Origin of the sequence: Bacillus sp. 37MA (assembly GCF_000372765.1) — a bacterium.
GTDB classification, from domain to species: domain Bacteria; phylum Bacillota; class Bacilli; order Bacillales; family Domibacillaceae; genus Domibacillus; species Domibacillus aminovorans.
The window spans coordinates 1,029,714-1,052,250 of the sequence record NZ_KB889752.1; the positions used below are offsets into that span (position 1 = coordinate 1,029,714).

The following is a 22,537-nucleotide window of genomic DNA, read 5'->3' on the forward strand; positions in this document are numbered from 1 at the left end:
ATGATTGACATGGATTGGATGATCTGGGCATCATCAGTGGCCGCTGTTATGATGGGGATCGCTGCATTCTTTGTCAGAATGCGTGCAGCTAAAAAGCCGACAACAGCAAAGAAAATCATTATGCCACCGCTGTTTATGAGTACCGGAGCTCTTATGTTTTTATTTCCGGAGTTCAGGGTGACTTGGTTGGAGCTGCTTGAAGCAACAGCGGTCGGGATGGTCTTCTCTCTTTTATTAATGAAAACAACAAATTTTGAAATACGCGACGATGCGATCTATTTGAAACGATCGAAGGCATTTCCGATTATTTTAATGACCCTTTTAATCGTACGCATTATTAGTAAACTTGCTTTATCGACAACGATTGATATCGGGGAACTCGGTGGTATGTTTTTCATTTTAGCATTCGCGATGATCGTCCCGTGGCGCATGGCGATGTACAGTCAATATATAAAACTAAAACGGCAGATGTCTGTTCAGATGATAGATACCACAAAAAAAAGCACCATTCGTCCAATTTGACGAATGGTGCTTTTTTCTAAAACAAATGATTATATGGTGAAGCATCAATCTGCATTTCATCAAGTTTTTTGCGCAAAAATTTATGGTCACGTTTCGGTGTAGCCATAATGTAGCCACGTACGATAAGATCAGTTGATATGTGGCGCGCTTTTTCTTTTAATGCAAGTTCACCGATTTTGCCAGCAATTTTATGGCGGGCGACGTCACGAAACAATTCAGGCACTGGACTAACGAGTTCTTCAAGCATTGCTTTTTCATTCTTCCCCCAGATTTTCCTTGTCTGATCGACATAATACTCTTCCCAATCCATATCTGATCGGCCATCTTGCTTCGGCATTTTTTTCAAAAACTTGCGGAACATAAAAAAACCACCGATCGCAAACAATGAGACAAGGACGACTGTCCATATCATAATAAAATAAGAAAACCAGCCTTCAAGCATGATCAAACCCCCGTAAGATTATCTTCTACTGTTTATTATAGCAAGAAAAGCACGCTTATTCATCCTTTTCATTCTCTGAATATTCCGTTATGATAAGAACATACATACGAATAGAGGTGAATCATGTGAAATTTATACATACAGCTGACTGGCACCTTGGAAAAATTGTACACGGCGTATCGATGACGGAGGATCAGCGTTTCGTTCTACAAAAACTGATCTTGCTTATTGAGCGTGAAAAACCGGATGCACTTGTGATTGCGGGTGATTTGTACGATCGCTCGGTTCCAACGGCTTCTGCTGTTAATCTATTAAATGAAGTACTTTATCAAATTAATGTCGAAATGAATGTGCCGATTGTGGCGATATCAGGCAATCATGATAGTGCAGATCGCCTAGCATTTGGCTCGACATGGTTCCGTCAAAGCCGCTTTTATCTGGCCGGAAAAATCGAGAAAGAGATGTATTGTCCCGTGATCGAAGATGTTCATTTCCACTGTATCCCATTTGCGGAACCGGGAATCGTCCGTCACGTATATGAAGATGAATCGATTCATTCCCATCATGATGCAATGAAGGTAATCATAGAGCGTTTAAGCGAGAAAATGGATCGCGATGCCATTCACATTGCTGTCGGTCACGCCTTTGTGACCGGTGGGGAAACGAGTGACTCAGAACGTATTTTATCCGTTGGCGGAACAGGAAATGTGGGGGCTGAGCTGTTTAGCCCTTTTCACTACACCGCGCTTGGCCATTTACATAATCCGAACGCCATCCGTCATGAAACAGTACACTATTCCGGTTCACTCTTGAAATATTCGTTTTCGGAAGCGGCGCATACGAAAAGTGTATCAATAGTAGAAGTAAACGGAAAAGGGACGTTGAGCGTGAGGAGAGAAGCGTTAACACCGATTCGTGATATGAAAGAAGTGAAAGGGTTATTTGATGAAGTAATGGAAATGGATGAAACAGATGATTATATGAAAGTAACGCTACAGGATGAAGGCGCGTTAATCGATCCAATGGCGAAGTTGAAGCAGAAATTTCCGAACATTTTACATATGGAAAGAGCAGCGGGAAAAATCCTTTCAATTGAAACAGTTTCTGCTAGGCGAAAGCAAAAAAATGAACTGGAATTGTTCGGTGAATTTTACGGGGCTATGACGGGACTTGATTTTACGGATGAAAAAGAAGCCTATATGGCAGCGGTGATTGATGATGTGAAAAAAGGACGTGATCAAGCATGAAGCCGATAAAATTAACGATGACCGCATTTGGTCCGTATGCAGGCCGAGAAGAAATTGATTTTTCACTGCTTGAAAACAGGAAAATGTTTGTTATTTCGGGCAAGACCGGTTCTGGTAAAACGACCATTTTTGATGCAATTAGCTTTGCGATGTATGGCAGGCCGAGTGGTGACAACCGGAGTGCACAAGAAATGAGAAGTCAGTTTGCGCAAAAAGGACAGTTAACGGAAGTGGAATTGTTATTTGAACTGAAAGGTCGCCAATATGTGATCCGGCGTACACCACAGCAAGAAAAAGTGAAAGCGCGCGGAACGGGTACGACGATAGCGGGTGCGACGGCTGAACTAAGTGAAATAACAGATGCAGGAAAGAAAGTGCTGCTAGCAGCCAATGTGCGTGATACAGATGAAAAAATAAATGAACTAATCGGTCTAGAAGCGAATCAATTCCGTCAAATTTTAATGATCCCCCAAGGTGAATTTCAAAAACTGCTCATGGCAAGCAGTCAAGATAAAGAAAAAATTTTGCAGAAGCTGTTTCAAACGGTTTTTTACAAACAAGTAGAGGATCAATTGAAAGAAAAAGCAGATATTTTGAAGAAAGAAGCAGGAAAAACAGTAGCTGAACAAATCACGATGCTAAAAAATTTGGCTCCATATTCAGATGAAATGCGTATTCTTCTAAACGAGGAGGACATGATGAAAGATGCAGTCTTCAAACAGTTGGATATCGATATGGACATGATGCAGCGAGAGCATCAAGCGATGAAGGATAAAATTGTGAAGATTGGAAAAAAACGCGATGTACGCGTCGTAGAACGCGAGCGAGGTATGGCGCTGAACCGGCAGTTTGATCAGTTGATACAGTCAATTGAAGTAAAAAGACAGCTCGATGACCGACAGGAACAAATGCAATCGATTGCTCTAAATATCGTTCGTGGTGAAAAAGCAGAAAAGTTGCATTCATATGAAGCGCATGTTCAAAAAGCTGAAAAAGCATTGGTACTGGCACACGAGCGAAAAAAGGAAGCGGTGCAAAACAAAAAATCGGCGTGTGCGCAATTTGAACAAGCAAAGGAAGTGTTGAAGCGAGAAGAGAGCCGACAGCCGGAGCGTGATAAAACGATCGGGCGCTATCAACAGCTGGAATCAATGAAAGAATCTGTTTATGCTTTTGAAGAAGCGATGCAGAACGAATCAACATACCGGAAACAGCTGGAAAATACAGTAGCTGACGGTGTACGATTACGTGAAATGCTTCAGGAAATGGAACAAAAAATAAGCGAGGTCGAACGTACAATCAAGCCGCTTGAATTAGCGGGTGAACGGTTTATCGAAGCGGACCGGCTCGTTGAAAAAACAGAGCAGCTGCTTGAGCTGCATAAAGAAGCAAGAGTTGCAGCAGCTCAATTGTCGACACTCGAAGCCGAGGAAAAAGAAACGGAGCAACGGTTCACCGAGGCCATGCAAAAAGCAGTTGAAAGTAAGAAACAAGTACTTTCTTTACGGCAGGAATTAAAGCGTGAACAAGCGGCTCTTCTTGCATTGCAATTGACAGAAGGCGAACCGTGCGCTGTTTGTGGCTCCATTCACCATCCTAAACCGGCTTATTTGGGTAATGATGATCCGTTGATTCGTGAAGAGGCCGTCGAAGAAGCGGAGAAACATGCTTCATTGATGGAACGAAAGAGTCATGATGAAGAACGCAAACTGTCATCCACCCAGTTTGCTATTCATACCGTAAAAAAAGAAATGGAAAAAATGAAAACCAAACTGCCTAAAGATCAAACGATTGAAGATGTTCAAGAAATGCTTCAATGTGTGAAAATGGACAGGCAGACGGCTGAACATGATCGAGAGAAAAAACAGCAACTGGCAGAACAGCTTCAATTATTCAATCAGCAAAAAGAAATGATCGTGCAAAATATGGAGCAAAACCGGCAAACGGAAGCAGCTGAACAGCGCGCATATATTGAGGCGAATAGCTTTCTTTTGCAAATGAAAAAAAACGTACCGGATCAGATGCGAAATGTAGCTCAATTTATTGAAGCTTTTGACCAAGTAAAACAGCAAGTAGAACAGGATAAACAGCAATTCGAACAGGCCAGTACCGCGTACCATGAATGGCATTTGACACTCCAGTCAACGGTCTCCATTCTAAATGAACGAGAGCAGGCGATGATAGAAGCAGACGTGTCATTCAAAGACGCGGCTGCCACCTTTTCCGAAAAGCTTCTGGAAAATGAATTCGTCACTGAACAGTCCTATCAAGAAGCAAAACGGTTTGTCGATCATCTTCTTCGGATGAAGGAGTCAGTGGAGCGGTATAATGAAGAGCAGCGTACGATTCACATGAAAATTCGTGAATTGGAAAAGGCAACAGACGGTCTCGAGCGGATCAATCTTGATGAATTGAGCGATACAATTGACGCGTTGAACGACGAGATGAACGAATGGACACATAAGGCGGGGATGCTTGCGGCGCAGATGAGTGAGTCGATGCGGACAAAAGAGGCTGTCATGCATCTGTCCAAGCAAATCGCGCGCGTTGAGGAAGAGTATCGTCTTGCCGGACATATGTATGAGATTACACACGGGAAAAATGAATTGAAAGTGACGTTTGAACGTTACGTACTTGCGTCTTTTCTAGAAGATATTTTAATCGCTGCGAATACACGGCTTATCGGTATGACAAATGGACGATTCCGCCTTGAGCGGCAGACGGAGCGTGCAAAAGGAAATGCGCAGAGCGGACTTGATCTATTAACTTTTGATCAATATACGGGGGCAAGCCGTCATGTAAAGACATTGTCAGGCGGTGAAAGTTTTAAAGCGGCACTTGCTCTTGCACTCGGCCTTGCGGAGGTCGTGCAAAATTATGCGGGTGGTGTGTCACTGGAGACAATGTTCGTAGATGAAGGATTTGGTACGCTTGATCCCGAGTCTCTGGATCAAGCGATTGAAACGTTAATGGATATTCAATCAGATGGCCGGCTTGTAGGGATTATATCGCATGTACCGGAATTGAAAGAGCGAATTGATGCTCGTTTGGAAGTGAAGCAGTCAGAGGTGGGAAGCAAAGCGATGTTTGTGTTTTCAGGTGAAGTATAAACAATTTTCATAAATAGTTCACGAGAAAGTGAATTTGTCCATTGAGTAATGAGGGGAATTCCTCTACGATGAATATATAAAAACCGTTTGGAGGGAATTTTTTTGAAGTTATTTCGTTATATGATAATCATGGGAATTGTAATGATTGTGTTGTCTGCATGCAGCAACAGTGATTTTCAAGGCAACATGGATGTAGATGTGAAGGATTTCAAGAATACGAATCAAGATGGAGAAGAAGTTAGTTTGTCCGATTTGAAAGGAAAAGTGTGGATTGCTGACTTTGTCTTCACAAATTGTACGACTGTTTGTCCACCGATGACGAAAAACATGAGTGATCTTCAAGACAAGTTAAATGAAGAAGGAGTGAAAGATTACCACATTGTTTCATTTAGTGTTGATCCGGAGCGCGATACACCGGAAGCATTGAAAGAATATATTTCCCATTATGAAGCAGATGAATCAAATTGGGATTTGCTAACGGGTTATGACGGCGATTATATTCGCGATTTCGCGGAAAAGAGCTTTCAAACATTAGCAGTTCCAGATCCAAATTCCGACCAGTTCATGCATGGAACGAGCTTTTATTTAGTGGATAAAGAGGGCACGGTTGTCAAGAGTTATGCAGGCAATATGGACGTGCCATTCGATGAAATTGTGCTTGATGTGAAGCAATTAACAGAACAACCTTGATAGAAGGCCCCGAATCACGTATTCGGGGCTTTTGCATATAAATAAATGAGCATAAAACAAATAAATAAGCTTGACTTTTATAAAATTCACAAAAATTTAATAATTTTTTAGTTGCGGGAAATTGGCTTTTTGTTTAAGATAAATGTACAGGATTTTCTGAATATTTTGTTAAGGGGTGATTGTATGAACTATGGATTATACAAATATGGCTCAATGAACAGCGTAAAATGTGAATGCGGCTGGGAAGGGCAGCGTGCCGAACTCCGAAGTGCGCTTGTCGTGTTGGAACAAACAAAATGCGGTTCCATTTATGATGCTGAAGATGTTTATATTTGCCCGAGCTGTGGATCTAGAAAGTATTAATTCCTCTCTACTTGTTTCTCCCTTCGACTTTATATGATCCTTTCTCTACGACGACTTCGACGACCGCCAGTAGCCATTCGCCATCATGTTTTGAAGCGGAATCATCCTCATGATTCCGCTTTTCCTATTTTTTTTTACAACTACTCTTTCGCCATTTATAATAGAAGTAGTCAAATGAGCGGAGGAATAAAATGTCGAATGTAGTCAATCAATATTTTGCCCATGAATACGAATCGATTGAAATGCTTGCTGATCGCATTAGTGACGCCCTTCACTGTCCCATTACAATTGAAGATGCGAATCATCAAATTATTGCGTACAGCCGCCATGAAGGAGAAATAGATCCGGTACGGATTGCAACGATTATGCGCCGTCGTGTGCCGGAGCATGTTATTAATAGCCTATGGAAAAGCGGAGCCATTCCGAAACTATTTGAAACAGAAGAGCCCGTCATCATCCCGGCGATTGATCAAGTTGAGCTCGGTGAACGCGTCGCTATTTCAGTCAGAAAGCAGGGGAAAGTAATCGGTTTCATTTGGGCGCAATCAAAGGCGCATTTTTCGGATGAGCAAATGTTTATTTTAAAGGAAGCCGCAAAAGCGGTGAAAAGCCAGCTTCTACAGCATGAGAAGCGAAAACGTGCGGCTGAAGAAAGCCACCAGGAGTTTTTTTGGAAGCTGTTAACCGGGCACTTCAACGGACGAAATGAAGTGGATCAAGTGAATAAGAGCTACGGAATGCCGTTGTCAGGTGAGCTGCTGACGGTAATTTTTGACTTTAAACGGACGATTGACCGTACACTTGAGCGGCAAATAGACTATCTTGTTGAAACGCTCCAGCAATTATCCTGTATAGCAAGAACGTACGATGGAGATCAGCTTATTTTACTCATTCGATTTCCGGATAAAGGTGAAACAGATACAGTGCAGCATTATATTCAAGATTTTATTGCGAAAGCATCAGAACGGCTGCAAGTACAGCCGACAGGGGCAGCGGGAAGTATTGTGAAAAATCCACTCGATGTGCAGACAAGCTATCAAGAAGCACTATATGTGCTGCGTATGAAAGAACTGTTTTCCACGATACAAGTGCCGCACTGTTACGAAAAAATAGGCATTTTTAAATCGATTGATGATTTTCGCACGGTCCGGAAAGGGATGAGAAATCCCATTATTGAAAAACTGAAAGCCTATGATCACATGCATCATGCGAATATGATTGAAACGATTTATACGTTTTTAGCTCATGACGGTAATATGAACGGGGCGGCTGGAGTTTTGCATGTTCACCCGAATACGCTTGCATACCGGTTAAAACGGATTACAGAAATTACTGAACTTGATTTGAAAGATATGAATGAAAAAACATTGCTTTATATTGATTTATTGATTCTGCAAGTGGATGATTCATTTTTGTGAAAATAGACAAAAACATCTCTCCTGATTTTTTATTTGACCCGATAAATATGTCGTTCATCTGTCATAATATGATGATAAGGAAAATAATCAACTAGGGAGATGAATCGTCATGATTATTGGTATACCAGGAGAAATTAAAAACAATGAAAATCGGGTTGCCATTACACCAGCAGGCGTTAGTTCATTTGTCAAAGCAGGACATCATGTACTTGTACAAAGTGGCGCGGGGATGGGAAGCGGTTTCTCTGATGAAGAATATAAAAAAATAGGCGCGGAAATTCTGAACATGGCGGCTGAGGTATGGAGCCGTTCAGATATGATTATGAAAGTAAAAGAGCCGCTCGCATCGGAATACGAATATTTCCGCAATGGACTTATTCTTTTTACGTACCTTCATCTTGCAGCAGAGCCACTTTTAACGAAAGCACTTGTTGAAAATAAAGTGACAGCCATCGCATACGAAACAGTCAGTGTGAACCGGACGTTGCCGCTTTTATCGCCGATGAGTGAGGTAGCAGGACGAATGGCGGCGCAAATTGGCGCGCAGTTTTTAGAAAAGCAAGAGGGGGGAAAAGGGATTCTGCTTGGTGGTGTACCAGGTGTTAAAAAAGGTAAGGTGGCGGTCATTGGCGGTGGAATGGTCGGGATGAATGCTGCTAAAATTGCGGTTGGTCTTGGTGCTGACGTTACGATCATTGATTTAAGTGCAGATCGTCTCCGGCAGCTGGAAGATGTATTTGGTTCATCGATTCAAACGTTAATGTCGAATCCATTTAATGTCGCAGAAGCAGTGAGAGAGTCTGATCTTGTGATTGGTGCCGTATTAATTCCGGGAGCTAAAGCACCGAAGCTCGTAACAGAAGAAATGGTCAAGTCGATGTCAGATGGCTCGGTTATTGTGGATGTAGCGGTGGATCAGGGCGGTATTTTTGAAACGGTTGACCGCATTACGACACATGACAATCCAACATATATAAAGCATGGTGTCGTTCATTATGCTGTGGCCAACATGCCAGGTGCTGTGCCGCGAACATCGACTGTTGCATTGACGAATGTAACCATTCCGTATGCGCTTCAAATCGCGGACAAAGGGTTTGAGAAAGCGGCAGCTGAAAATGCGGCTTTAAAATGCGGCATTAACACGCTAAAAGGGTTCGTCACACACAAAGCGGTCGCTCATGATCTTGGCTATGTGTATAAGCAGCTGGATGAACTAATGTAACAGTAAAACTAAAACCGGTCATCAGCTGATGACCGGTTTTTTGTGCCATTAAAGAGCATTCAATTCTTTTTGGATCGAATCCGTTGTACCAATGACGATTTTGGGCGTTTTCGCCGGGTCAATCCATTTCATTAGGACTGTTAAATGCGATTCACTGAGGGCAATGCATCCCGCTGTCGGTGTTGTACCGCTGCGCCACCGGTGAATGAAGATCGCACTGCCGGCATTTTTCACGACAGGATTTTCATTATAGCGAATAATAATCGCGTGTTTGTAGAGGGTATGATTCAGCCGTTCAAACGATTTCCAGCGTGTGGATGGATTGCCGCGGTAGTATATCCATTTGTTGTAGTCTTTTGACGTAGCGTCATCTACCCAATAATGAAATTTGTTTGTAACTGTATAACGTGATTTTACGCCGGCAGGTTTTGCTGCAAAGCCAAACATTTCACCGATGGCATACATCCCTGTTGGTGTAGCACCATTTCCTTCTTTCTTCGTAAAAGACAGTCCGTTTTTACCGGCGACAGCCGGTGAGACCCGTTTTAACACCCAGTTGCTCCCGGCTTTTTCATATAGTTTCACTGTAGCTATACTAGATGATGTCTGGCCTTCCGCAATGATTACCTGTTTGCTGTCAGTTACGTTGGATAATGCAGCGACGTATGGATCAGGAGCTGCTTCGGTTGACTGAGGAGAAATAGAAATAAGTAAAAGAATTGCTAAACACATATAAATCATATGCTTCACTATAGAGCCTCCTTTTTCTTTCTAACTAGTGACTTGAACTTCGGTCTAGCCGCAATTGCTGCGTAATTATGTTTCATTTGCGGCGATTCGATGCGCCCTGCTTCCTGTTGCATATAAAAGACCTCCCTAGTAGTTTGTAATTATGAAATCGTTTCCAATTAACGAAATTGTAACTCTATTCTAAGAAAGCAATTTCTAGATAGCAACTCTTTTTGACAAAAAAATAAACTTTTTCGATAATTACTTGTTTTCTTTATTTATCTAGTAAAAACTCTCATTCATTTTCTTTCCAACTGATTTCGTGTACAATCAAAAAAAAGACAACAAATGGAGCGGATGGTTATGACGGAAAATAAATCGATAGGTGCAGCTGTTTCATCATTGACAGGTATGCGGCTGCGCGTCGTTCATTCAATCTTGCATCAAATCAATGCGCGCGATTTAATTGCGTTAAAAGCAAAAAGTCAGTTTTCAAAAGAAGAGATGACACCGTTTTTCAGTGCCATTACAGCAGAAGCAAACAAACGAAGTGAGCAAATGGATGCTGAGCTACAGCTCGATGTGTTTATTGCCTTAATGAAGATGTTAAAGCTTCCAGCTGCCCGTTTAAATGAAAAAGAAAAAGTAGCTGCACGCTCTGATGAAATCGTTCATAAATGGTTTGAAAAAGCGGCGAAACAAGATAAATTATTGACGGAGAAATTTGATCAGTCTCTTATCACGGACAAACTTGAATTTTTGCTTCACTATGAAAGTGTGAAAAGAGTGGAGCGTGTGCTGAAAAATGAAAAAGTAGATGAAAAAAAAGAACCGCTTCAAGAAAAGATCCGCCGTTACTGGGAAGAAATGCCGGAATACAAACGAGTGCAAATCTATGAGCATCTCCATTTAAATCGTGGAACATTGCTTTCAGAGATCTTGGAAGAAAAAGGACTCGCTTCTTTTCTATTTGAAATGGGGACAAGAAGCGGTTTATCGATGTATGAAGCGCTGCTGTCTGATATTCGTACGGATGTGCCAAAAGGGGATCCTCGTTATTTATGGGTGCTTCATCCTGACGCATTGTTTACAGCAGATGTCGCATTGAAAAGCCTCGTGTTGGGGAGTTGGATGCTGCCCTCCGCATTGCTTTTAATGTATATGTCGCCGGAAGATGATTTGAAAGAAACAGATCTGGCGGTGATTGCAGCAGAGTGGGTCAGAAGAGAGTCGAGTTACCAGCTGTTAATCAGGCAAATTAATGAATTGAAAGTAGATCAGCAGGGGACGGAGAAGCACATTGAATCGGTGCGGTTGGAACTTGGAAAGGCGATGAGTGCTGAAGAGAGAGCTCGGTCGGTCTATCGCAATTTACGGGAGCGTCTCATTGCCATTTTAAAAACAGATCCAGCACGCCCTTATTTAGGGGACATTAGCGTGTCTAATACACGAATTCGCGAAAAATTAAGCCGTGTGCAGTCTAAAATGAAATCGAATGAGACGAAAAAAGGGCTTCTTCAGTCTGTTGGGGCCTGGGTATCAAATACGTATTGGCAGACGGAAAAAAATAGTTTAGAAAAAAAACTGCACGTGTCATTTGAAAAAATGGCTGATGAAGTCATGCGAAAGTATCCGTATTATGAAACGGATTTAATTTCAGAGATGAACACTGCCTTTATCACAGCGAACCAGTGGCAGTTTGAAAAGGAGCGTTTGCAGAAAAAAGAAGTGGAATCCGTCAAGTCGCTTTCAGAGATGAAAAGTGAAGAGCTAAAATTGCGTGAGAAAGCGGCGGAATCCGCTTCCAAAACACCAGGATTAAAGCAGCTTGGCGCTGTTGAAACACACGTGGAGAGCCCTATCATTTGATAGGGATTCTTTTATTTTTATCGTTTACATTTGTTTCACTTGAAGTTTTCACCTGTCTTTTCTATGATGAGGAGAGCACGTTTTAATAAAGGAGTGCAACGTGGTGAAACGACGAAAGTTACGAAAACGGGCAATGTATTTTTTATCCACTCCATTTATTATTCTAGGACTGCTTTTATTGATACTGTTTGCGCTCAGTGATTCAACATCTAAATTAATAGATTCAAAAAAAATTCCAGAAGAATTTATTCCGATTTACAAAGCGGCTGCAGAAGAATATGGAATTCCGTGGGAGCTACTGGCAGCGCATCACCGAGTGGAAACTAAATTTTCAACAATGGATCCGATGATTTCACCGGTCGGTGCAGAAGGACCGATGCAGTTTATGCCGTGCACATTTGTCGGTTGGCAGCACCCTACCTGCAACGGACTCGGTACGGGAGAAATTTCAGAAAAAGAAAAAGTAGACCCTGATGTCATTGCAAAATACGGTGGATACGGTGTTGATGCAAATGGGGACGGCAAAGCTGACCCATTTGATGTTGAAGATGCCATTTTTAGTGCGGCAAATTATTTGCAGTCAAATGGAGCCGCTGAAGGTGATTTAGAACGGGCCATTTTTGCTTATAATAGAAGTGATCAATATGTCTCAGATATTTTATATTATGTCGAGGAGTATTCGAAACAGGAAGAATGAGAAAAGAGTACCTAACCGGTGAAATAAAAAAATGTCTTTGCCATTTGTGGCAAAGACGTTTTTTTAGTGATTTTCTTTTTTATTGTAATAATCAACAGCAAATTGAGAACCTTCGCTGACCATTTTATTGTCGTCAATGTCTTCTGGATGGGGATTGCCGCCTTTGTAAACCGGGAATGCATCCCCTGGAGACGTTTCGCCGCTTAATTTCTGTTTCGCCTGGGTCATCCAGTCATCAAACTTTGTGCGATTTTCATCTTTTGACAGCCACCACGCTGCGGCACCGGCACCGAGAAGAAGGTAACCAATTCCACCATTTTTTTGCTTCATCGTTTTTTTACTGCTATACATTCAAAGTCCTCCTTAGTAGTGTCACTTTATCGCTTGCTTACTAACAAGTTTACCCACATGGTATAAATTCAAAACATGGACCATTTTTTAATGAAAAAACAAAGCGTTTCGAAAAAAAGAAATGAGGGTATATTGTGTAAGGATGATCCAGGGGAAGGATTGGATTTAAATGGAACATACATTCCACTCGTCGCAATGGAAATGGATAGAGTTCAATATGAAAGACGATGTCCACGCGAAAGAGCTTACGAAAAAACACTCTACATATAAAATGTGGACCGATAGTGTGAAAACGAATAAAATGAACTTGCTTGAAATGTACACAGGTACTGCAGAGGAAGAAATCATCTGGGGCTCGCTCGTTTATATACAGGATCTTCATGAAAAACAAGAGAGACGTGTATTTCACTTTTATTTAACACGCAATGAACTTGTAACGGCAGATTTGAATTTAAATGAGCTGGATTATCTAGATGTAAAAGCAATGAAAGAAAAAATGCATCAATCAGAAACATCGATTGAAGGATTTTTTGTACTCATCGGTGAAATTATGGCCTACTTTTTAAAGGAAATTGATAAATTTGAAGTGCGGCTGCGTGATTTGATCTGGGATGTTAAAGAACGCAATAATACAAAAACGCTCGATCGAACGGCGAATGCTGATCATGAACTGCTTATCTGGAAAAATTTAATTATTCCGATGATCGAAATTCGTATGGCGGTGGAAGAAGCATTTGGCGACGAGATTATGGAACAGCCGCAATATAAACGAACGAAGCGCCGCATTACACGTGCGCGTGAACTGATTCGTGAGTATGAAGAGGAAATCGATGCGCTGCTTGATCTTGAAAGTGTTGTTTCCACACACCGGGGGAATGAAATTATGAAAACATTGACGGTTATTACAACGTTGTTTACACCGGTGACTGCATTTGGTGCCATCTGGGGAATGAACTTTAAGCATATGCCGGAGCTCGAATGGAAATTTGGCTATTTATTGGCCGGTGTATTAATTGTGGCATCGACGTTTATTCTATATGCATATTTGAAGAAAAAAGGGTGGATGGGTGACATTTTATCGGTCCGTTCAAAAAAATCATTTTTCAAGTGATTAGTTTTTCTTATGAAAGGTGATTAACTTCTTGTTATTTACTTATATAGATCCGTATAATATGATAAAGGATGTGGAAAATTAGAAGAAAAAACGAATAACTAATTTTTCGGATGTCTTACATACTGATATTTAAGAGGGGGAACCGAAATGGCGAAAAATGATATATTTAACGCCCGCACAAGCTTTGACCTTAATGGTAAGCAATATAATTACTACCGCCTGGCTGCTCTTGAAGAAGCGGGAATAGCAAAAGTTTCACGCCTGCCATATTCGATTAAAGTATTACTTGAATCTGTACTTCGTCAATTTGATGGCTATGTCATTAAAAAAGACCATGTTGAAAACTTAGCAAAATGGGGACCGAATGTAGATAAAGAAGCAGAAGTTCCGTTTAAACCATCACGCGTTATTTTGCAGGATTTTACAGGTGTGCCGGTTGTTGTTGACCTTGCGTCTCTTCGTAAAGCAATGGCAGACATCGGCGGCGATCCTCAGGTCATTAATCCAGAAATCCCGGTTGATCTCGTTATTGACCACTCTGTGCAAGTAGATGCTTATGGTACACCGGCAGCACTTGAGCGCAATATGGTACTTGAATTTGACCGCAATGCGGAACGCTATGAGTTTTTAAGCTGGGCGCAAAAAGCATTTGATAATTACCGTGCAGTTCCACCGGCAACAGGAATTGTTCATCAGGTAAACCTTGAGTATCTCGCGAATGTCGTACATGCAGTTGAAACGACTGAAGGCGAGTTTGAAGCATATCCGGATACACTCGTTGGTACGGATTCTCATACAACAATGATTAATGGAATCGGCGTTCTCGGATGGGGCGTTGGTGGCATTGAAGCAGAAGCGGGTATGCTTGGACAGCCTTCATATTTCCCTATTCCAGAAGTAGTCGGTGTTAAATTAACAGGCGAACTTCCAGATGGCGCAACGGCTACTGACCTTGCGTTAAAAGTAACACAAGTTCTTCGTCAACAGGGTGTAGTAGGTAAATTCGTTGAGTTCTTCGGTGCAGGTGTAGCTTCACTTCCGCTTGCAGACCGTGCGACAATTGCAAACATGGCACCTGAATATGGCGCAACGTGCGGTTTTTTCCCGGTTGACGCAGAGTCTCTTGATTACATGCGTTTAACAGGACGTGAAGAAGAGCATATTCAAGTCGTTGAGCAATATTTAAAAGAAAACGATATGTTCTTCACACCAGAGAACGAAGAACCAATTTACACGGAAGTCGTTGAAATAAGCCTTGCTGAAATCGAGCCAAATTTGTCCGGTCCGAAACGTCCGCAAGACCTAATTCCACTTACTCAAATGCAAAAAGCATTCCAAGAAGCAGTCAGTGCGCCTCAAGGCAACCACGGCTTTGGTTTGACAGCAGATGAGCTTGATAAAACAACAACGATTAAATTCAATGATGGTGAAAAAGTAGAAATGAAAACGGGTGCGATCGGTATTGCGGCGATCACATCATGTACGAATACCTCAAATCCTTACGTTCTTCTTGCAGCTGGTTTGGTGGCGAAAAAAGCGGTTGAACTCGGTCTTGAAGTACCTAAATATGTAAAAACATCTCTTGCACCAGGTTCAAAAGTTGTGACAGGCTACCTTCGTGATTCTGGACTCCTTCCTTATATGGAAAAACTCGGTTTCAACCTTGTTGGCTACGGCTGTACAACATGTATCGGTAACTCTGGTCCGCTAAAAGATGAAATCGAAAAAGCGATTGTTGATTCGGATCTTCTTGTTACATCTGTTCTTTCAGGTAACCGTAACTTTGAAGGTCGTATTCATCCGCTTGTAAAAGGAAACTACCTTGCATCTCCACCACTCGTTGTTGCCTATGCACTTGCAGGTAATGTAAACGTAGACCTTCAAAACGAGCCGATCGGTAAAGGCAAAGATGGACAGGACGTCTTCTTTAAAGATATTTGGCCTGGAACGGCTGAAGTAAAAGAAGCGGTAAAACGTACAGTTACACCTGAATTGTTCCGTAAAGAATATGCTCAAGTATTCAACAGTAATGCGAAATGGAATCAAATTCAAACGAGCAATGAAGCACTTTACAGCTGGAATGAAGATTCAACGTACATTGCGAATCCAACATTCTTCCAGGATCTTTCAACAAATCCAGAGCCGATTCAAGCGCTCACAGGCTTGCGTGTAATGGGTAAATTCGGTGATTCTGTCACGACAGACCATATTTCACCAGCTGGTGCGATTGGTAAAGATACACCAGCAGGCTTATACCTTCGCTCTAAAGGGGTTGAACCACGTGACTTTAACTCATACGGTTCACGCCGTGGCAACCATGAAGTAATGATGCGTGGTACGTTTGCGAATATTCGTATTCGTAACCAAATTGCGCCGGGTACAGAAGGCGGACTTACAACATATTGGCCAACAGGCGAAGTTATGCCGATTTATGATGCATGCATGAAGTATCAAGAGCAAGGAACAGGACTTGTCGTTCTTGCTGGTAAAGATTACGGAATGGGCTCTTCACGTGACTGGGCGGCAAAAGGTACAAACTTGCTAGGCGTTAAAACCGTTATTGCGGAAAGCTATGAGCGTATTCACCGTTCGAATCTAGTGATGATGGGCGTGCTTCCGCTTCAATATAAACTGGGCGAAAATGCAACAACACTTGGACTTACAGGTGAAGAAACAATTGAAGTGGCGATTACAGATAGCGTGAAACCACGCGAAGTTGTAACTGTTACAGCAACCAATAAAGAAGGCAAGAAAACAGAATTCCAGGCGCTTGTGCGTTTTGATTCAGAAGTAGACGTGGACTACTACCGCCACGGTGGCATTTTACAAATGGTCCTTCGAGGCAAATTGCAAAATGTTAAAAGCGACAAATAAGTTATACAAAAAAGAAGCCGGTTCCATTTACTTGGAATTGGCTTCTTTTTTTAGAGAGATGATTGAATATTTTGTATAAAAATAATATTTAAGGAAATAATAACAATACAGAGAAAGGAGTGAAAACGTGCGTAAAATTCATAAAAAAACATTTGCAGATCTAATTAAAGAAAATAAAGAGGAACTGCTCGCGGATGCTAAAGCAATGAGAGTCCTTGAAGAAAGACTCGAGTCAAAGTGGCTTGCATATGATAAAACAGGAAAATAGGCCGGTATTCGTACCGGACTGTATACATAATTGTTAGTTGCTATTAAAATATGATTATAGTTTAATGGAATTTATAAAAGGATTTTTAATCAGGCTTTGTTTCTTTTGTAAATTAAGTGCTTATTTAAAACCTTAACTTCACATGTTAAGGTTTTTTGCATAGATAAGAATTCTGTAAGAAGAAAGGATGATATAGGGGGATGGGGAACTTATTACGAACAATACATATACCCAAACTTGATGAAAAAACAGGTGCTCATGTACAGCAATATGTTAACTCACTGACAAAACCTCTTGGGAGTTTAGGCCGATTGGAGGGTTTGGCGATTGAACTGGCAAAGATGACAGGAGATCCTTTTCCGGACGTGTCACCGCCGGGGGTTATTGTGTTTGCAGCGGACCATGGTATCACTGATGAGGGTGTATCTGCTTATCCGCAGGAAGTGACAGGTCAAATGGTCCGTAATTTTTTGAATGGTGGCGCAGCCATTAATGTATTTAGTAAATCAATCAACGCCAGCTTATACATCGTGGATATCGGGGTAGCTAGTGATATAGATGAGGAAGGGTTGATAAAGAAAAAAGTACGATATGGAACAGCTAATTTTTATAAGGAAAACGCAATGTCTCCTGATGAAGCAGTTAAAGCTATTGAAGTTGGCTATGAGCAGGCACAAAAAATGATTAACGAGGGAGCTAAATGCCTCATTCTCGGTGAGATGGGAATTGGCAATACGACCACAAGCAGTGCTATTGCAGCTGCTGTCAGCGAACAAGATATTCAAAAGCTAGTCGGAATAGGCACAGGAATTGAGACGGACAAAATTCAGTATAAACAACAAATTATTAAAAGTGCTCTTGAAAAAAGAAATCCGAAGGCAGATGATCCTATCGACATTTTATCGAAAATTGGGGGGCTTGAAATTGCTGGAATGGCAGGTGCAATGCTTGCTGCTGCAAGTAACCGGATACCTATTCTTGTCGATGGATTTATTTCTGCAACTGCTGCTTTGATCGCGAAAATGATCTCCAGTCAAGTCGCCGATTATATGATTATGGGGCATCGTTCTTTAGAACCTGGGCATGACGTTCTCATTCAGTTGTTGGGAAAAAAGCCGCTTCTCGATCTCGAAATGAGACTGGGGGAAGGCAGTGGCGCTGCGGTTTCTTTTCCAATATTACAATCAGCTGTACTAATGGTGAAAGAAATGGCCACATTTGAAACGGCCCAAGTATCCAATAAGGAGTAATGGAGGATCAATGTTTGTTTACAAATGAAGAAAAAGAAGCGATTTACAAAGTAATTTATTCCAGAAGAGATGTAAGAAGCTTTACATCTGATCCAGTTCCTAAAGCAGCGATAGAACGGATTTTAGAAGCGGCTCATCACGCACCATCAGTCGGATTTATGCAGCCATGGAATTTTATTTTGATCGAAGAGGAAGAAATCAAACATCGGTTAGCATGGGCGGCAGATAAAGAGCGAAGAGCCCTTGCGATTCATTATGAAAACGATGATCGTTCATCGAAATTTTTGAATTTGAAAATTGAGGGAATGAAGGAAGCACCATTAACGATATGCGTCACTGCCGATCCTACGAGGGGAGGATCGCACGTACTTGGACGGAATTCAATACCGGAAACAGACATTATGTCGACAGCATGTGCCATTCAAAATATGTGGCTGGCATCCTGTGCCGAAGGGCTGGCAATGGGATGGGTTAGTTTTTATAAAAAATCCGATGTGCGGGATATATTAGAGATACCGCCTCATATTGATCCAGTTGCCTTAATTTCCATCGGTTATACAGATGATTATCCGAAAGCTCCTATTTTGGAAACAGCCAAATGGGAAAAAAGAAAAGAACTAGAAAAATTAGTATACCATAATAAGTGGCCGGTATTAACGTAATGATAAAGGGATCCCTTACATAAACGGGATCCCTTTTATATTAAAATGGATTTACGGCAACTGGAATACCAGGGCGTGAAGAATCACTGCCACCAAATAATTCCCCTGTTTTGGCGTTTAATAATACGGCCTGCACATTGCCAATGGAAAGTGCAATGTTATCGAACTGGTAATTCATCTGCTCCAGCTTTCGCTTTGCTTTTTCTGGAATCCCTTTTTCATGCCAGATAAGCGGTCCGGTCCCATTATAAATGCGCGGCTCTTCAATGGCATCTTTTACATCCATTCCGTAGTCAAGAATATGGATCATCGTTTGCAAGACTGATGCAGGAATAGTCGGGCCGCCCGGTGAACCGAGTGTTAGGACAGGCTCCCCATCTTTAAATACAATAGTCGGTGTTTTCATGCTGACCGGGTATTTGCCGGGTTCGACAGAGTTAATACCAGCAGGATCTGGATCAAAATCAGTCATATCATTATTTAGTAAAAATCCATAACCTGGCACCATAATACCGGAACCGAAAAAGTGCTCGAGAGAAGACGTACATGTGGCAATATTGCCATCCCGATCAACAGCGATGAAATGTGTCGTCTCTGATCCGGGTTCTTTTTTATTTGATTTTTGATGATGCGGCTGTTTTACTTTATCATAGTCCCACGGATTCCCTTCTGTTATCGAATCATTGCGGAATTCAAAGTTAAGCAGTTCCATCCGTTTCGTCAAATAATCATTATGGAGAAGCCCTTCAAGGGGGATATCATAAAACGCGGGGTCGCCCATAAAAGCGAGTTTATCAGCGGTCATGATACGCAGCACTTCAGCGATCATATAATACTTTTCCCACGAATGAACGTCATATTGTGCGATATTCAGCTTTTCTAGCAGTTTCAACATATAGAGAAGCGAAAAGCCGCCGCCATTTGGTGGAGAAGGGACAGCGATCGTATAATCTTCGTAAGTACCGGTCATCGCTTCAGACACTGTTGCTTCATATTTCTCCAAATCCTCTTTTTCTATAAATCCATCAAAAGATTGGACCGTTTTAACGAGTGCATCTGCAATTTCACCTTTATAAAAAGCATCCGTTCCTTTTTCTTGCACTAATTTCAATGTTTTCGTCAACTGCTCATTTACGACCACTTCTCCTTCTGTCAGTGGTACACCATCTGGAAAGAAAAAAGTGCGGGCTTCTTCGCCAAGGCGATCACTGAATCGTTCAAGGCCGGTATTCCACGTTAAGTTGACGCGAACACCTTCTTCAGACAACTTGACTGCCGGCGTCATTACGTCTGCCCAATTCATCGTACCGAACTCTTCCAGCGCTTTTTCAAACCCTTTTAAAATACCGGGTACTGCTACAGCTGTCCCAGGCGTCGATCGCTCGATAAATGATATGATGTCTTGATGCTCGTCAACAAAGACATTTTTATGCGCTTTATTTGGGGCGATGGAATGCCCGTTAACAACAAATGTTTTTTGCTTTTTCGCATCGTAGTACATAATAAATCCACTTGCGGCAAGGCCGGTGTTGAACGGTTCTGCCACTGCAAGAGCAAACTGCATTGCAGCAAGTGCATCCATTGCATTTCCGCCATTTGACAAAACATCCGCTCCGATTTGAGATGCTTCTTCTGTTGCGCTGGCTGTCATGCCATTTTTTCCACGCGCCTTCTGTCTATGTGATGTTTCTTTTTGATTGGCCCATATATGTTCCATTGTCATGATGGTTCCTCCATCTCTATTTAAGACAAACGCTCAATTGTTTTGGCAAGAAGAGTTGTTCGTTCAATTAGTGAATCAACTACTGTATATTCATCTGTTTCGCTATGGGAAAATTCGCCGACCGGTCCAAGCCCGTCAATCGTCGGTATGCCAACACTAGCAGTGAAAGAGGCATCTGATGCACCTCCTGTTGACTCACCGTGAATATCGAGCCCAATTTCTTTACCTATTTCTTTCACGCGATCCAGCAGCTTTTGAGATTCTTTCGTCATTTCCATCGGTGGTCTTGAGATCTCGCCCGACACTTTCGTATCGGTCCCTTGCACGATCTCTTCTTCCGCAATCGTATAAATCTCTTTTACGGTATCTGTTGCCTGTTCTTTGCTTTGAACGCGTACATCAATGACTGCTTCTGCGTCGGGTGAAACAGTATTCGCAGATATTCCGCCGCTAATTAAGCCGACATTGACCGTCAGCCCGTTTTCAAGATCATTGAGCTGCTGCAATTTAATCACTTTATATGCGATTTCTTCAATAGCACTTCGACCGATTTCGGGCTCTACACCCGCATGGGCACTTTTACCGGTTACGCTCATTTTAAATCGTCCGACGCCTTTTCGTGCTGTGATGACACCTTCGTTTGGCCGTCCACACTCAACGATGAGACTGTAGTCTTTTCCTTCAGCTGCTTCTTTTATAAGTGATTTTGAAGAGGGAGATCCAACTTCCTCATCGCTGTTGAAGATAATATGAACGTTATGGAAACAGGTTAATCCCGCATTTTTCAATGCTTTCATCGCATATAAAACTTGAACGTGGCTGGCTTTTTCATCGTTTACACCTGGTCCATACGCTCTGTCTCCAATAATTTCAAATGGCCGTTCCTCTGCTTCACCGTCTGGAAATACGGTATCCATATGGGCGATGATTAAAATGCCAGGCCTTTTCGCATTGGGTGATGCAATACTTAAATGATTCCCGAATTCTTTTTCTCTATGTACATCCACTTTCATACCGGCGTTTTCAAACTCTTTTTGAAGAATCGAACCTATTTTATCGACGTCCTGTTTATTGTAAGAATGGCTGTCCGTATTGACGAGTTTTTCAAGAAGTGCAATCATGTTCTCTTTTTCGTTTTTCAAATACGTAATCAAAATAAATTCCTCCTTGCGGCTGATCTTTACCTATACCCGAAAAGACAAAAAAGATAAACGTTAGCGGAAAACATGGTAAAATAAATAGAGGTGCAAGTGAGATAAAGGAGTTTTTATATTGTTTATTTCAGAAACAGAGGTAGAAGTTCGCTATGCGGATACAGATGCAATGCAAGTCGTTTACCACGGCCAGTATGTCGTTTGGTTTGAGATTGGCCGCACACGTTTAATTAAAGATCTTGGTTTCAATTATGCAGACATGGAAAAAAAAGGTTTTGTTTCGCCTGTTGTCGATATTCGCTTATCCTATAAACAGCCATTTCGCTACGGAGAAACAGCGACGGTACGGACGTGGATTGAGGCACACAGTGGTATCCGCACGACGTACGGATATGAGATTGTGAATGAAAAAGGCAATGTATGTGTGTTAGGTTCAAGCGTTCATACGATTGTTAACAAAGCTACATTCCGGCCGGTGAAATTTAAAAAAGAATTTCCAGAATGGCATCATGTATATGAACAGGAAAAAAAACCAGTTTAATGACATTTGGACTTAAACGGGTGGACGTGGAAAATGGAAACCGGTCATATTGCATTTTTAACACATTACTGTTACGATGAGCGGTTCCCGCATTACCGTACCGTAACGAAAGCAGGCTGTATTTATGTAAGCAGACTGGTGGAATGGGGACATATATACGGATTGACGCCGAAATGGGGTGATATAGGTACCTCATCCAGGCCGCATTTTGACTTACTCGGTGAAAAACAGCTATTTATTTTAAAGCATGAAAGATTAGGAGATCATATTCGAAAATTTCAACTGGAATAG

21 protein-coding genes are annotated in these 22,537 nt (G+C 41.8%); 16 read left to right on the forward strand and 5 right to left on the reverse strand.

Annotated features, from left to right (window positions below):
• Complete coding sequence (locus tag A3M5_RS0105770; protein WP_018392814.1) at nucleotides 1-522, forward strand: CcdC protein domain-containing protein; 522 nt, start codon at nucleotides 1-3, stop codon at nucleotides 520-522.
• 16 nt (nucleotides 523-538) lie between these two features.
• Here A3M5_RS0105770 and A3M5_RS0105775 read toward each other — a convergent pair whose 3' ends face one another.
• Nucleotides 539-964, reverse strand: a complete 426-nt coding sequence (locus tag A3M5_RS0105775) for a DUF2621 domain-containing protein (RefSeq protein ID WP_018392815.1) — start codon at nucleotides 962-964, stop codon at nucleotides 539-541.
• 125 nt (nucleotides 965-1,089) lie between these two features.
• Between A3M5_RS0105775 and A3M5_RS0105780 the strand changes: the two genes are divergently transcribed.
• The 6 genes from A3M5_RS0105780 to ald all read left to right on the forward strand — a co-directional run bounded on the left by A3M5_RS0105780 (nucleotide 1,090) and on the right by ald (nucleotide 9,014).
• On the forward strand, nucleotides 1,090-2,211 hold the full coding sequence (locus tag A3M5_RS0105780; RefSeq protein ID WP_018392816.1) for an exonuclease SbcCD subunit D: 1,122 nt from the start codon (nucleotides 1,090-1,092) through the stop codon (nucleotides 2,209-2,211).
• Complete coding sequence (locus A3M5_RS0105785) at nucleotides 2,208-5,321, forward strand: AAA family ATPase (RefSeq protein WP_018392817.1); 3,114 nt, start codon at nucleotides 2,208-2,210, stop codon at nucleotides 5,319-5,321. The genes A3M5_RS0105780 and A3M5_RS0105785 overlap by 4 nt, the downstream gene beginning before the upstream one ends.
• 102 nt (nucleotides 5,322-5,423) lie before the next feature.
• Nucleotides 5,424-6,011: an SCO family protein gene (locus A3M5_RS0105790; RefSeq protein WP_018392818.1), complete on the forward strand. Its 588-nt coding sequence runs from the start codon at nucleotides 5,424-5,426 to the stop codon at nucleotides 6,009-6,011.
• A gap of 183 nt (nucleotides 6,012-6,194) precedes the next feature.
• Nucleotides 6,195-6,374: a hypothetical protein gene (locus tag A3M5_RS0105795; protein WP_018392819.1), complete on the forward strand. Its 180-nt coding sequence runs from the start codon at nucleotides 6,195-6,197 to the stop codon at nucleotides 6,372-6,374.
• 191 nt (nucleotides 6,375-6,565) lie between these two features.
• The gene (locus A3M5_RS0105800) at nucleotides 6,566-7,792 is read left to right on the forward strand and encodes a PucR family transcriptional regulator (protein WP_018392820.1); all 1,227 of its coding nucleotides are present in this window, start codon (nucleotides 6,566-6,568) and stop codon (nucleotides 7,790-7,792) included.
• 109 nt (nucleotides 7,793-7,901) lie between these two features.
• Nucleotides 7,902-9,014 (forward strand): alanine dehydrogenase, encoded by a 1,113-nt coding sequence (gene ald, locus A3M5_RS0105805; RefSeq protein WP_018392821.1) that lies wholly within the window; start codon nucleotides 7,902-7,904, stop codon nucleotides 9,012-9,014.
• A 48-nt stretch (nucleotides 9,015-9,062) separates the two neighbouring features.
• On the opposite strand, the gene A3M5_RS0105810 is transcribed toward ald, so the two are convergent.
• Nucleotides 9,063-9,755 carry a L,D-transpeptidase family protein gene (locus tag A3M5_RS0105810; RefSeq protein ID WP_231373267.1) on the reverse strand — a complete coding sequence of 231 codons (693 nt, stop codon included), beginning with the start codon at nucleotides 9,753-9,755 and terminating at the stop codon, nucleotides 9,063-9,065.
• 351 nt (nucleotides 9,756-10,106) lie between these two features.
• Between A3M5_RS0105810 and A3M5_RS0105820 the strand changes: the two genes are divergently transcribed.
• Together A3M5_RS0105820 and A3M5_RS0105825 are read left to right on the forward strand one after the other, a co-directional pair.
• The gene (locus A3M5_RS0105820) at nucleotides 10,107-11,612 is read left to right on the forward strand and encodes a hypothetical protein (RefSeq protein WP_018392824.1); all 1,506 of its coding nucleotides are present in this window, start codon (nucleotides 10,107-10,109) and stop codon (nucleotides 11,610-11,612) included.
• A 103-nt stretch (nucleotides 11,613-11,715) separates the two neighbouring features.
• The gene (locus tag A3M5_RS0105825; protein ID WP_018392825.1) at nucleotides 11,716-12,309 is read left to right on the forward strand and encodes a lytic transglycosylase domain-containing protein; all 594 of its coding nucleotides are present in this window, start codon (nucleotides 11,716-11,718) and stop codon (nucleotides 12,307-12,309) included.
• 63 nt (nucleotides 12,310-12,372) lie between these two features.
• Here the strand turns inward: A3M5_RS0105825 and A3M5_RS0105830 are convergent, their stop codons facing one another.
• A complete protein-coding gene (locus A3M5_RS0105830; RefSeq protein ID WP_018392826.1) occupies nucleotides 12,373-12,660 on the reverse strand; it encodes a YbyB family protein in 288 nt (95 codons plus the stop codon).
• A gap of 169 nt (nucleotides 12,661-12,829) precedes the next feature.
• Between A3M5_RS0105830 and A3M5_RS0105835 the strand changes: the two genes are divergently transcribed.
• The 5 genes from A3M5_RS0105835 (at nucleotide 12,830) to bluB (ending at nucleotide 18,828) form a co-directional block, all read left to right on the forward strand.
• On the forward strand, nucleotides 12,830-13,771 hold the full coding sequence (locus A3M5_RS0105835; RefSeq protein WP_018392827.1) for a magnesium transporter CorA family protein: 942 nt from the start codon (nucleotides 12,830-12,832) through the stop codon (nucleotides 13,769-13,771).
• A 150-nt stretch (nucleotides 13,772-13,921) separates the two neighbouring features.
• The gene (gene acnA / locus A3M5_RS0105840) at nucleotides 13,922-16,648 is read left to right on the forward strand and encodes an aconitate hydratase AcnA (protein WP_018392828.1); all 2,727 of its coding nucleotides are present in this window, start codon (nucleotides 13,922-13,924) and stop codon (nucleotides 16,646-16,648) included.
• Nucleotides 16,649-16,775: 127 nt separating this feature from the next.
• Entirely contained in the window at nucleotides 16,776-16,916 is a 141-nt protein-coding gene (locus A3M5_RS24450) for an FbpB family small basic protein (RefSeq protein ID WP_018392829.1), read from the forward strand.
• A 200-nt stretch (nucleotides 16,917-17,116) separates the two neighbouring features.
• Nucleotides 17,117-18,166, forward strand: coding sequence for a nicotinate-nucleotide--dimethylbenzimidazole phosphoribosyltransferase (gene cobT, locus A3M5_RS0105850; RefSeq protein WP_018392830.1), 1,050 nt, complete (start codon nucleotides 17,117-17,119; stop codon nucleotides 18,164-18,166).
• A gap of 14 nt (nucleotides 18,167-18,180) precedes the next feature.
• Nucleotides 18,181-18,828 (forward strand): 5,6-dimethylbenzimidazole synthase, encoded by a 648-nt coding sequence (gene bluB / locus A3M5_RS0105855; protein WP_018392831.1) that lies wholly within the window; start codon nucleotides 18,181-18,183, stop codon nucleotides 18,826-18,828.
• 40 nt (nucleotides 18,829-18,868) lie between these two features.
• Here the strand turns inward: bluB and ggt are convergent, their stop codons facing one another.
• Both ggt and A3M5_RS0105865 read right to left on the reverse strand, forming a co-directional pair.
• Nucleotides 18,869-20,551 (reverse strand): gamma-glutamyltransferase, encoded by a 1,683-nt coding sequence (gene ggt / locus A3M5_RS0105860; protein WP_018392832.1) that lies wholly within the window; start codon nucleotides 20,549-20,551, stop codon nucleotides 18,869-18,871.
• A 20-nt stretch (nucleotides 20,552-20,571) separates the two neighbouring features.
• Nucleotides 20,572-21,705, reverse strand: a complete 1,134-nt coding sequence (locus A3M5_RS0105865) for a M20 family metallopeptidase (RefSeq protein WP_018392833.1) — start codon at nucleotides 21,703-21,705, stop codon at nucleotides 20,572-20,574.
• Between the two features lie 118 nt (nucleotides 21,706-21,823).
• Here A3M5_RS0105865 and A3M5_RS0105870 point away from each other — a divergent pair, with 118 nt between their 5' ends.
• Both A3M5_RS0105870 and A3M5_RS0105875 read left to right on the forward strand, forming a co-directional pair.
• A complete protein-coding gene (locus A3M5_RS0105870) occupies nucleotides 21,824-22,246 on the forward strand; it encodes an acyl-CoA thioesterase (protein ID WP_018392834.1) in 423 nt (140 codons plus the stop codon).
• A 33-nt stretch (nucleotides 22,247-22,279) separates the two neighbouring features.
• Complete coding sequence (locus A3M5_RS0105875; RefSeq protein ID WP_018392835.1) at nucleotides 22,280-22,537, forward strand: hypothetical protein; 258 nt, start codon at nucleotides 22,280-22,282, stop codon at nucleotides 22,535-22,537.